The 11,695-nt window shown below is 39.2% G+C and carries 9 protein-coding genes and 1 other annotated feature; of the genes, 6 read left to right on the top strand and 3 right to left on the bottom strand.

Annotated elements, in window-relative coordinates:
* Positions 1 to 24: 24 nt before the first annotated feature.
* Complete coding sequence (acsA, locus tag ACN6MT_RS11095) at positions 25 to 1,743, bottom strand: acetate--CoA ligase (protein ID WP_063252209.1); 1,719 nt, start codon at positions 1,741 to 1,743, stop codon at positions 25 to 27.
* Between the two features lie 200 nt (positions 1,744 to 1,943).
* On the opposite strand from acsA, the gene ACN6MT_RS11100 reads away from it, so the two are divergent.
* Genes ACN6MT_RS11100 through ACN6MT_RS11110 form a run of 3 tightly spaced genes read left to right on the top strand, consistent with a single transcriptional unit; the run spans position 1,944 to position 4,425 of the window.
* Positions 1,944 to 2,576, top strand: coding sequence for a GNAT family N-acetyltransferase (locus tag ACN6MT_RS11100; protein WP_063252211.1), 633 nt, complete (start codon positions 1,944 to 1,946; stop codon positions 2,574 to 2,576).
* Between the two features lie 29 nt (positions 2,577 to 2,605).
* Positions 2,606 to 3,253, top strand: a complete 648-nt coding sequence (locus ACN6MT_RS11105) for an acetoin utilization AcuB family protein (RefSeq protein WP_419955895.1) — start codon at positions 2,606 to 2,608, stop codon at positions 3,251 to 3,253.
* Positions 3,250 to 4,425, top strand: a complete 1,176-nt coding sequence (locus ACN6MT_RS11110) for an acetoin utilization protein AcuC (RefSeq protein WP_419955896.1) — start codon at positions 3,250 to 3,252, stop codon at positions 4,423 to 4,425. The genes ACN6MT_RS11105 and ACN6MT_RS11110 overlap by 4 nt, the downstream gene beginning before the upstream one ends.
* 38 nt (positions 4,426 to 4,463) lie before the next feature.
* Here the strand turns inward: ACN6MT_RS11110 and ACN6MT_RS11115 are convergent, their stop codons facing one another.
* The gene (locus tag ACN6MT_RS11115; protein WP_419955897.1) at positions 4,464 to 7,247 is read right to left on the bottom strand and encodes a transglycosylase domain-containing protein; all 2,784 of its coding nucleotides are present in this window, start codon (positions 7,245 to 7,247) and stop codon (positions 4,464 to 4,466) included.
* Positions 7,248 to 7,392: 145 nt separating this feature from the next.
* Positions 7,393 to 7,607: a binding site (T-box leader), on the top strand.
* Between the two features lie 168 nt (positions 7,608 to 7,775).
* On the opposite strand from ACN6MT_RS11115, the gene tyrS reads away from it, so the two are divergent.
* From tyrS to ACN6MT_RS11130, 3 genes are all read left to right on the top strand, one after another.
* Entirely contained in the window at positions 7,776 to 9,032 is a 1,257-nt protein-coding gene (gene tyrS, locus ACN6MT_RS11120) for a tyrosine--tRNA ligase (RefSeq protein WP_419955898.1), read from the top strand.
* 529 nt (positions 9,033 to 9,561) lie between these two features.
* Positions 9,562 to 9,750 (top strand): DUF6954 family protein, encoded by a 189-nt coding sequence (locus tag ACN6MT_RS11125; RefSeq protein WP_419955899.1) that lies wholly within the window; start codon positions 9,562 to 9,564, stop codon positions 9,748 to 9,750.
* A 190-nt stretch (positions 9,751 to 9,940) separates the two neighbouring features.
* The gene (locus tag ACN6MT_RS11130; RefSeq protein WP_419955900.1) at positions 9,941 to 10,756 is read left to right on the top strand and encodes a metallophosphoesterase; all 816 of its coding nucleotides are present in this window, start codon (positions 9,941 to 9,943) and stop codon (positions 10,754 to 10,756) included.
* 99 nt (positions 10,757 to 10,855) lie between these two features.
* Here ACN6MT_RS11130 and rpsD read toward each other — a convergent pair whose 3' ends face one another.
* A complete protein-coding gene (gene rpsD / locus ACN6MT_RS11135) occupies positions 10,856 to 11,458 on the bottom strand; it encodes a 30S ribosomal protein S4 (protein WP_063252221.1) in 603 nt (200 codons plus the stop codon).
* Positions 11,459 to 11,695 lie beyond the last annotated feature (237 nt).

Consider the following 11,695-nt stretch of genomic DNA (forward strand, 5'->3'; position numbering starts at 1 on the left):
TATCGTTTATGCGCTTCCTCTTTTTTAATCTTCCATTGTAGATAGGTCACCAGTTGGCAGGTTAAGTTCCCATGCCTTTAAGACTCGTCTCATAATCTTACCGCTTCTTGTTTTAGGAAGCTTATCTCGGAAATCAATTTCTCTAGGGGCTGCATGTGCAGCAAGCCCTTTCTTTACAAATTGTCTGATTTCTTCTTTCAGCTCATCTGAAGCTACATAGCCGTCTCTTAGTGCGATAAAAGCTTTAATAATTTCACCGCGTACAGGGTCAGGTTTTCCGATTACCCCTGCCTCTGCTATAGCAGGGTGTTCGACAAGCTTGCTTTCTACTTCAAATGGTCCAACGCGCTCACCAGATGTCATGATTACATCATCCACACGTCCTTGGAACCAGAAATATCCGTCCTCATCCATATAGGCGGAATCACCGGAAAAATACCATCCGCTTGGCATAAAATAGGATTCATATTTTTCAGGATTATTCCAAATGGTGTGCATCATCGAAGGCCAGCCCTTTTTAATAGCAAGATTTCCCATACGGTAAGGAGGGAGTTCATTGCCTTGATCGTCGATGATAGCAGCCACAACACCAGGAATCGGTTTGCCCATTGATCCTGGTTTAATCTCCATACAAGGGTAGTTACTAATTAGCTGCGCACCAGTTTCCGTCATCCACCAGTTATCGTGAATTCTTTTGTTAAAGACTTTAACTCCCCATTTTACTACCTCAGGGTTTAAAGGTTCCCCAACACTCAAGACATGGCGAAGGCTGCTTAAATTGTATTTTTTCACAATTTCATCACCGGCACCCATTAACATACGGAACGCAGTAGGAGCACTATACCAAACAGTAACACCAAAGTCTTCTATCATTTTGTACCAAGTATCCGGGCTGAAACGTCCGCCTACAATCACGTTGGAAGTACCTGTTAACCAAGGTCCAAAAATACCGTATGAAGTCCCTGTAACCCATCCTGGGTCAGCTGTACACCAATATACATCTTCTTCTTTTAAATCTAATACCCATTTAGCTGTTTGGTATTGTTGGATCATTGCATTATGTACATGCAAGACTCCTTTTGGTTTGCCTGTAGATCCAGAAGTATAGTGAAGAATGAGACCATCCGTACGTTCTACCCATTCAACTCGCAGCTGGCTGCCAGCAGACTCAAATTTTTCTAGGAAGTTAATGTACAAGCCATTTTCTTCAACATTTTCACCCACAAGGAAAATGTGTTTCAAAGCTGGTAGTTCATCAACAGGTACACGATCTAATAATTCAGGAGTTGTTACCAAAACTTTTGCTTCACTATCTTGCAAACGATCACGAACCGCACCTTCCATAAAAGCTTCAAATAATGGTCCGACGATTGCTCCCAGCTTGATAGCACCTAATACAGTAAAATATAGTTCTGGTGACCGTGGCATGAAAATAAATACGCGGTCTCCTTTTTCAACATCTCCATATGTTTTTAACACATTACCAGCTTTATTTGAAAGCTCTTTCATTTCTTTGAATGTATATTTTTCATTCCTAGTATTATCGCGATAATAAAGAGCTACCTTGTTTTTTCGAAATGTTTCAGCATGACGGTCAATAGCCTCATAAGCCATATTCACAAGTCCTGTCTCGTACCAGGAAAATTCCTTTTCGGTCTCCTCCCAACTGAAGGTCTTATACTTTTCATCATAATTTGATAAGTTATGCTCCCCTTGCATTACTGGCAGCTTTTCCACTTTCATTCCATTTCCCCCTTATGCTAGTATGAGATTATTATAGTACAAATATAAACTATTCTCAATTTTTAAAAAAGTTTTATGTTTGTTGATAAATTGTCACATAGATTTCTAATTTGACAGAAAATTATGTAAAGAGGCTAATTATCGATAGAAATTATGTATAATAGAACTGATAAGCGAATGATTTTTCAGGTGGTGTAGGGATGGAACACAAAAAAACATACAATGCAAAAGAATTAAAAACTCCCCATGGGAATTTAATAATTGAAGGTCCTATTTCCTCAGATAAACTTGCTGGATATGAATTTCATGAACATTTAACTGCTTTTCGCCCTCCTGATCAGCAGCATCAAGCACTAGTTGGGATTGCGCAGCTCGAAGAGGGAAGAATTATTATCGCACGACATCACCACACAATTGTGGGTTATGTGACCTACTTATTTCCTGATCCTCTTGAACGATGGTCGGAAGACAAAATGGATAATTTAATTGAATTAGGTGCTATTGAGGTAATTCCTAAATTTAGAGGATGTGCTGTCGGAAAGAATCTCCTTACCGTGTCTATGATGGATGAAGCAATGGAGGATTACTTAATCATTACGACAGAATATTATTGGCATTGGGATTTAAAAGGAACAGGGTTAAATGTTTGGGAATATCGCAAAATCATGGAGAAAATGATGAATGCCGGGGGTCTTGAGTGGTATGCAACGGATGATCCTGAAATCTGTTCGCACCCTGCTAATTGTCTGATGGCGAGAATTGGGAAAAGGGTGGATGTGGAGACAATCCAAAGGTTTGACCGGCTTCGTTTTATGAATCGATTTATGTATTGATACAAAATTTTAATGAGGAGGCCATTCGGATGTTAGTAGAAGAAATAATGAAAACGGAGATTGTTACGGTTACCCCAAGTGTTTCAATCGCTGACACAATGAGATTAATGGAGACAAAAAAAATCCGTCATATACCAGTTATCGATGCTAATAAACAGCTTGTTGGCATTGTAACCTTAAATGATATACGTGAAGCGGCTCCATCTATTTTTCGTGCAAACGAACATTTGGAAGACCTTGAAAAACCCGTTGATACGATCATGAAAAAAGATGTTATCACTGGTCATCCTCTTGATTTTGTGGAGGAAATAGCAGCAGTCTTTTATGAGCATAAGATTAGCTGTGTTCCGATTACAAACAATCAACAGCTTGTTGGGATTGTTACTGAAACGGATTTACTCCGAACGCTCGTTGAGTTGACAGGTGCCCACCAACCTGGGTCACAAATTGAAATAAGGGTACCCAATCTTGCAGGAAAGCTTAGTGAAATTACCAGTATCATAAAGAATCGGAAAGCAAATATTTTGAGTGTACTAGTATATCCTGACAAAAAAGATGACCAATTTAAAATTCTTGTTATAAGATTACAAACCATGAACCCTACTGTCCTCATTCAGGATTTAAAACTATCGGGCTATGACGTTCTTTGGCCGAATCTGCCAGGTGTTTCTCTATGACCGACGCCTGTTCATTTGTATTTTCAGAGGAATTGTTAAATTATAAATTCGGCAATAACCATCCTTTTAATCAGTTTCGACTGAAACTCACTGTCGATTTGTTACATAAATTAAATGCCTTAGACAATATTCAGATTGTTACCCCAAGGATGGCAACGGAGGAAGAACTTTGCCTTGTTCATGATCCAAGCTATATTGATGCTGTAAAGATGGCGGGGTATGGAAAACTTCCACAACAAGTAGCTGAGAATTATGGATTAGGAACGGAAGATACACCGATATTTCCTAAAATGCACGAAGCGAGCGCTCTGCTTGTCGGGGGTACATTAACTGCCGTCGATCAAGTAATGACAGGACAGGCAGTCCATGCTCTTCACTTAGGAGGGGGATTGCATCATGGTTTTCGCGGAAAGGCTTCTGGATTTTGCATTTATAATGATAGTTCAGTAGCTATTAAGTATCTGCAAAAAAAATATAATGCAAGAGTACTATATGTTGATACGGATGCCCACCATGGTGACGGGGTTCAATGGTCCTTTTATGATGACCCCGATGTCTGCACCCTCTCCATACATGAAACAGGAAGATACCTGTTTCCTGGTACTGGAAATGTGAACGAAAGAGGACAAGGAAAGGGGTACGGGTATTCTTTTAATATTCCAGTAGATGCATTCACGGAGGATGATTCTTGGCTGCATGTGTATACCCAATCAATAAAGGAAGTAGCAGCGTTTTTTAAGCCTGATGTTATTCTGACACAAAATGGAGCAGACTCTCATTATTATGACCCTTTAACGCATTTATCGGCAACTATGAAAATCTATCGTGAAATCCCAAAGTTAGCACATGAAATTGCCCATCAATATTGCGGAGGTAAATGGATTGCTGTTGGCGGTGGGGGTTATGACATATGGCGTGTGGTTCCGAGGGCTTGGGCACTTATTTGGTTGGAAATGACTGAAAACTCAAACTGTTATGGAAGTTTACCACAGGATTGGATTGAATACTGGCAGGAAAAGGCTCCAGTGAGCCTTCCAATGAATTGGGATGATCCAGCTGATTTGTATAAGCCGATTCCTAGAAAAGCAGAAATAACGGAAAAAAACTTACTGACTCTCGAAAAAGCACTGTATCCAATTAGAAATAGTCAAAAAAGTGAATCTAAAAAATAAAGGGGCTTGGATAAAAATCCAAGCTCCTTTATTGTCATTTATTGAGGTGCAGGTGTTGGGTCAGGAGCAGGTGCAGGATCAGGATCAGGTGTAACAGTAACACCCACATCCACTTTATTAGATGGTCCAGATTCATTCCCTGCTATATCTACGGCTGTTATATAGTATGAACCGATAGATGCTGAGAAGGAAAGACTAGAGCCACTGATGATACTCCCGACTTTTGAGCCGTTATGATAGACACGGTAGCCAACAATATCATTATCTGCCGGAGGTGACCAAATGAGATTGTTACCGGATAATGAAAGTGTCACCCCATCTGGCCGTTTTCCGTTATCGACCATTTTATCATTCGGAACGAGGATTTTACTCCAACGGTCCATTTTCGGTATGAGCTGACTGTAATTATTAAAACTATTTCCAACCATTTGTTTAATGAAGTCAGGATTTAAGATAACGCCTTGCTGAGAAAATTCTGCTGGTGTTGAATCTAAAGCTAGATACTTTTTATCACCGATTTGCACATAATTTCCTGCAATTAGGCTGTCATCCTGCTTAGTCGGTACATTCTCTGCATTAAAATAATCACTTACAACTAAACCAGCTTGTGAACAAGCTGCTGAAGGCAATAAGCCTGAAACTGCACAAAATGAGCGTTTTACGATTCCAGTTGGTACAGGAAATGATTCAGCAGGACTAATTAACTCAGGTTTAATATCATAAGCAGCATTCAACAGTTCAGCCCATAGATTATTTGTTCTTTGTGAGTAAGACATTCCGCCATTATTTAATGATTTTGGCGTGTCATAACCCGTCCAAATTCCAAATGTTACACTTGGATTGGTGGCTACAAACCAAGCATCATGGAAATCATGACCCGTTCCTGTTTTACCTGCCCAATCGGCTCTGAACTTTAATTTACTATTAATACCCTGAGCCGTACCACTTTTGATTACATCTCGCATCATATCGAGTGTTAAAAATGCAGTTTGTGGTTTAAATACATCGACAGGCTTCACTTCATGTTGATAAATAGTTTTCCCGTTTTTATCGACGATTTTTTCGATCATGTATGCATCAATAAATTTACCCTCATTTGCAAAGGTTCCGAAGGCGTTGGTGTTTTCTTCGACTGTAACCCCATTTTTCAATGAACCTATAGAGGTTGAAAGATTGGTATAATCATCACTTTTTAGCGATGTAAAGCCCATTTTTTCAAGATATTTTGCAGGCTGCTGGTCTAATATATCTTTATATAACTTAACAGCAGGTACGTTATAAGATTTCTTTAGTGCAAATCTTGCTGAGGTGATACCGCTGTACCTCTTGTCATAGTTGTTAGGCCAAGGTCTTGAAATGGAAGGTTCGAGCCTTAAAGCTACGTCCGGTAAAGGTGTCCCTGGTGAGGCTTTCCCCAATTCAATTGCTGGTGCATAAACGAGAAGAGGCTTCATTGTAGAGCCATTTTGCCGAACAGCACTAGTTGCATGATTAAGTTCCTGCTTATTGTGATCTCGTCCACCGACAAAACTGATGATTTTCCCGGTTTTATTCTCGATAAGCATAGCACCGACTTCAACCGGTTCCATGACATTAATCATTTCCCCAGTTTCTGGATCCTGTTTCTGTTCTGGCTTGTCAGGTCCGTAATTTGGGTAGTTATTCTTTACAACTTGGAAAACATCATAAATATCTTTGTTGATCGTTGTATGAATTTCGTATCCATTTTGTCTTAAATTTTGTTTGGCCAAAGTTTTGTATTTATAAAAAAGATTCTCATCTTCTTTTAAATCGTTTTCCTCAAAGCCGTCATTTTTTGCCAATACATTGGTTAGGACTTCGATAGCCCGCTTTTCAATTTCAAATGATAAGTATGGATATTTTTCTAGCGGATTATCCCCCGCAGGAATAAAGTCCTTTGTAATATCATAGGCTGCGGCTTCGGCATACTGTGTTTCGGTTATATGACCGCCATCATACATTCTTTTTAGAACTGTTTTCATTCGTGTAAGTCCAGGTTCTAAATTGTTTTTCACTGTACCTTCTCTTGTAAAAGGTGTGTAGCCAAAGGGACTTTGCGGTAAACCTGCTATAAAGGCAGCTTGTGGAAGGGTTAATTCGCTCGCATTTTTCCCGAATATTCCTTTTGCTGCGGCTTGGACACCGGCGATATTTTTACCAGATGAATTTCTTCCAAATGTTGAAACGTTTAGGTAAGCTTCTAAAATTTCTTTTTTGCTAAAAAACTTTTCAAGACGGAGGGCAAGCAAAATTTCATTTGCTTTTCTTTCGAAGGAGACCTCATTCGTTAAGATTTGATTTTTGATTAATTGCTGTGTTAAGGTACTTCCGCCTGATTGAATGGAAGCGTTCGTTACTTCTTGGAAGAGTGCCCGAAAAACTGCTTTTGGGACAACTCCTTTGTGCGTATAAAAGTACTCATCTTCAGTTGCAATGACTGCTTTTACTAAAAAGTCTGAAACTTGATCAATTTTTACTTCTTCACGTTCAAGGTCTGTACGCAGCTTTCCTAAATAGACATTGTCAGAAAAGTATAAGTCCGATGTTTCTGTATAATTATAAATGTCCTTTTTCATGCTGTCATATGACCGGACAGGTTCGTCCTTAACAAGCGAAGCGAAATATCCTGCACCCACACCACCTGCAAATGCTCCCCCAAGTATTACGACAGTAATAGTCAACAGTAAAAGGTTCCAAAAGACCTGGTATGTAATACGTGCACTTTTTACTGTTTTTTTATGGGTGAACAAGTGGGTTATAGACTTTAATTTCTCTATCCACGCTTGAAATTTATCGTTCATCGAATCACCTCTTTTAAAATCACATATATTATAGCATAATGATGATTACAAAAATGACAAACTTCTACATTTTTCTGATATTACCAATTCTTGTTTGACAGTGAGAATAATTTATGGTAAAAATTCTATAAGTTATCAATTTAATAATCAAGCTATGAAGGGAATCTACTGTAGGTCTTCTATCCCTGTTTTTAGAGAGTCAGCGGCTGGTGAAAGCTGATACAAATAGAAGAGTGAATTACATCCCAGAGCATTCTCCGTGAACATAGAAGTAGTGGAGAACGGACTAAACCGTTAATTTTTCGAGTTGGAGTGATTTTTGCTCAAGCCGGGTGGTACCGCGCGTTATGCGTCCCTGCATTTTTTGCAGGGGCGCTTTTTGTGTTATTTAGGCTCCTTTCTAAGAAAAAAAGAGCTAGCAAACGTAATCAAGCACAAAAATAGGTTGTTCCACGTTAAAATCGGCTTTAGGATGTTAACAACATTTTTAGGGAACAGTCTTATTTTAAGAAATCGGAGGAAAATAAAATGGATTTATTACAAGATTTAGCGTGGCGTGGGCTCATCTACCAGCAAACAGATGAAGAGAGCCTAAGAGATTTGATTAGCAAAGAAAAGATATCCTTATACTGTGGAACTGATCCATCAGCTAACAGCTTGCATATTGGACACTTGGTGCCGTTTTTAACCCTTAGAAGATTTCAACAGCATGGACACCGTCCAATTGTTTTAGTGGGTGGATCAACAGGTTTGATTGGCGACCCAAGTGGAAAAAGTGAAGAGCGGAAGCTGCAAAGTCTTGAAGCAATTCAAAAAAATTCTGAGGGCATCCAAAATCAATTAGCTGCTATATTCGAATTTGAGGGTGAAAATGGTGCAGTTATGGTCAATAACTATGATTGGACAAAATCGATGGATGTTATTACTTTCCTAAGGGACATTGGCAAGCATATCGGTGTAAATTATTTGCTTGCAAAGGATACTATTTCTTCAAGATTGGAATCAGGCATTTCATTCACCGAATTTACCTATACCATTCTTCAGGCGATGGATTTCAATCATTTATATGATACTCATAATTGTAAATTACAAATTGGCGGCAGTGACCAGTGGGGCAATATTACATCTGGACTAGAATTAATTCGAAAAATGCAGCCAGAGGGATCCAAGGCTTTTGGTTTAACCATTCCACTTGTTACAAAAGCTGACGGAACAAAATTTGGAAAAACTGAGGGCGGAGCGGTTTGGCTGGATCCAGAAAAGACGACTCCTTACGAATTCTACCAGTTCTGGATTAATACAGCTGATGCGGATGTTGTAAAATACCTTAAATACTTTACCTTCCTTTCTCATGAAGAGATTGAAGGATTAGAGAAATCTGTACAGGAAGAACCTCATTTACGGAAAGCCCAAAAGGGATTGGCTGAGGAAATGACACGTCTGATTCATGGTGAAGAATCTCTGCAGCAGGCAATAAAAATTACAGAAGCATTATTCAGTGGGGACGTTCGGAGCTTATCTGCTTCAGAAATAGAGCAAGGATTTAAAGATGTTCCTTCTTTTAATGCTGCTGATACAGATGGAAACTTGGTTGATTTATTAGTAGCTGCCAAGATTTCTCCATCAAAGCGCCAGGCCAGAGAAGACATTACAAATGGTGCGGTCACAGTCAATGGTGAACGAGTGACAGATATATCCTATGTATTACAGGGTTCTGATCGCATTGAAGGTCAGTTTACGATTATTAGAAGAGGTAAAAAGAAATATACATTAATTAAATACTAATTATTAGCTAGCCGGCCCTAATTTGGGTCGGTTTTCTTATAATTGGAGCTGCTGGGGAAACTTGGATTGAGGTGTTCGTAAGGGAGAGGAACCACTTGCCCTAAAAAACAAAAACGGAATTGTTCGGTAGAGTGGGGAGAACCCACTTGTCCTAAAAAGCAAAAATGGAAAGGTTCGGTCGAGTGGGGAGGACCCACTTGACCTAAAAAGTTGAAACGGAATTGTTCGGTCGAGTGGAGAGGACCCACTTGCCCTAAAAAGTAAAAACGGAAAGGTTCGGTCGAGTGGGGAGGAGCCACTTGCCCTAAAAAAACAAAAACGGAAAGGTTCGGTCGAGTGGAGAGTTCCCACTTGCCCTAAAAAACAAAAACGGAAAGGTCCGGTCGAGTGGGGAGGACCTACTTGCCTTAAAAAGCTAAAACGAAATTATTCGGTCAACTAAAATAGCTCATGGAATAACAATTCACTTATGTAACAATAAAAGAAGCTACCACGTCTCATATTATAAGTCGTACTTTCGGAGGTACTTATGAAGTTACTCATCCATGCTTGTTTTATCATTCTCCTATTACTTGTTACTTTCTTTGGTGTAGGTCCGGTGCTTTATGCAGACGGGGTGCTAACAGAACGCCTATTGACTGCAGCGGTGGTGGTGATCCTATACGCTATCATTGGGTTCCTATATTCGAGAGCTATCAAGTGGATAAAAAGGAAATAAAATGCTCCTCGTTTTTTTGTTTACCTAATTTAGGAAAAGTTGCAGCCCAGTCTAATTTGACTGGGCTAAATGATATATAATTAATAGTATATTTTATATAAATAGGAAATGGCCCTTACTATTTTTTCTACGAAATTAGTAGATTTCCTTCGGTCTCCTTTTTTAACAAACTATTACAGGAGCATACATAATGAAAAGAATATTCTTCCTTTCCGTATCCATTATTATTATGGTTTCTTTTTTTTATTGGCAAAACAACGCTCTCGTCATTACCAAGCATGTGATTAATTCTGACAAAATTCCGAAAGGTTTTAACCACTATAAAATTTTGCATTTATCAGATCTCCATAATAAGAATTTTGGAAAAAGACAAGAAAAGTTAGTGGGACGCATAAAGAAAGAAAAGCCAGATGTCATCGTCTTTACTGGGGATATTATCGATAGGAGAAGTAAGGACCTAAAACCAGCAGCTTTGCTAATAGATCAATTGGTTGAACTAGCACCCGTTTATTTTGTACCTGGCAATCATGAGTGGGATTCTGACCTTAAAAGGAAACTTGAAACGCTGCTAATGAATAAGGGGGTTGTCATTCTGACTAACAAAGTTCGAATAATTGAAAGAAATGGTGAGCGTATCGAAATGGCAGGACTGGATGACCCGGAGAGTGGACTATCAATCCGTTCTAGTATCAAACGAATATCAGAAAAAATGCAGCCCGATCTCTATTCCATTGTCCTCAGTCATAGACCAACTTGGTTTAACACATATACAAGGGCAGGATTTAATCTGGTGTTTTCCGGCCATGCCCACGGAGGTCAAATACGGCTCCCTATTATTGGTGGTGTATTTGCACCAGGTGAGGGGTTAAATCCTAAGTATTCAGAAGGGATTCATCAACAAGATCATACATCCATGGTTGTTAGTAGAGGACTGGGGAATAGCAGTTTCCCGCTTCGAATCTTCAATCGACCTGAAATTGTTGTCATCACACTTCAAAGTGAGTAGTTTCATCTGTCCAAAGATAAAATAAAGAGAAAAAATAAAAAACCCTAGAAGCTGCGTTATATAAACGCTGCCTATAGGGTTTTTACAATTGCTATTTAATTAACGAGAGTAGAACTCGACGATAAGAGTTTCGTTAATTTCAGCTGGTAATTCAGAACGCTCTGGTAAGCGAGTGAATGTACCTTCAAGCTTGTCTGCATCAAATGTTAAGTAGTCAGGTACGAAGTTATTAACTTCGATAGCTTCTTTAACAACATCAAGATTACGTGATTTTTCACGAAGGCTGATAGTTTGACCAGGAGCTAAACGGTATGATGGGATATCTACGCGAGATCCATCAACCAAGATGTGACCGTGGTTAACTAATTGGCGAGCTGCACGACGAGTACGAGCTAAACCTAAACGGTAAACTACGTTGTCAAGACGTGATTCAAGTAGGATCATGAAGTTTTCACCGTGAACCCCACCCAATTTGCCAGCTTTATCAAATAGGTTACGGAATTGACGCTCAGTTACTCCATACATATGACGAAGTTTTTGCTTTTCTTGTAATTGCAATCCGTATTCAGAAAGCTTCTTACGTTGGTTAGGACCATGTTGTCCAGGAGCGTAAGGACGCTTTTCTAATTCTTTACCTGTGCCGCTTAGAGAGATTCCAAGACGACGAGAAATTTTCCAGCTTGAGCCAGTATAACGAGCCATGAATGACTCCTCCTTAGTGTTTTTATTTTTTGGTAAAATAAAAACCGTTATGAAACATCAATGATAGCCATTTTGTTTTCATGCACCTTCGCCCTAGCAGCAGAGGGTTACAAGATACACCATCAAATGAGTTCGATGACTCATGAGGAACAAAATGAATCCATTCACGTGTTCACATAGGCTGCAGTTATTTTACACAAAGGATATTATATAATTTTATTCATCAATGTGTCAAGT

Source organism: Neobacillus niacini, assembly GCF_048572935.1.
Lineage (GTDB): Bacteria > Bacillota > Bacilli > Bacillales > Cytobacillaceae > Neobacillus > Neobacillus niacini.

Coding starts and splice junctions, on each gene's coding strand:
- acsA (WP_063252209.1), bottom strand. CDS start 1,743: ATGAAAGTGGAAAAGCTGCCAGTAATGCAAGGGGAGCATAACTTATCA.
- ACN6MT_RS11100 (WP_063252211.1), top strand. CDS start 1,944: ATGGAACACAAAAAAACATACAATGCAAAAGAATTAAAAACTCCCCAT.
- ACN6MT_RS11105 (WP_419955895.1), top strand. CDS start 2,606: ATGTTAGTAGAAGAAATAATGAAAACGGAGATTGTTACGGTTACCCCA.
- ACN6MT_RS11110 (WP_419955896.1), top strand. CDS start 3,250: ATGACCGACGCCTGTTCATTTGTATTTTCAGAGGAATTGTTAAATTAT.
- ACN6MT_RS11115 (WP_419955897.1), bottom strand. CDS start 7,247: ATGAACGATAAATTTCAAGCGTGGATAGAGAAATTAAAGTCTATAACC.
- tyrS (WP_419955898.1), top strand. CDS start 7,776: ATGGATTTATTACAAGATTTAGCGTGGCGTGGGCTCATCTACCAGCAA.
- ACN6MT_RS11125 (WP_419955899.1), top strand. CDS start 9,562: ATGAAGTTACTCATCCATGCTTGTTTTATCATTCTCCTATTACTTGTT.
- ACN6MT_RS11130 (WP_419955900.1), top strand. CDS start 9,941: ATGAAAAGAATATTCTTCCTTTCCGTATCCATTATTATTATGGTTTCT.
- rpsD (WP_063252221.1), bottom strand. CDS start 11,458: ATGGCTCGTTATACTGGCTCAAGCTGGAAAATTTCTCGTCGTCTTGGA.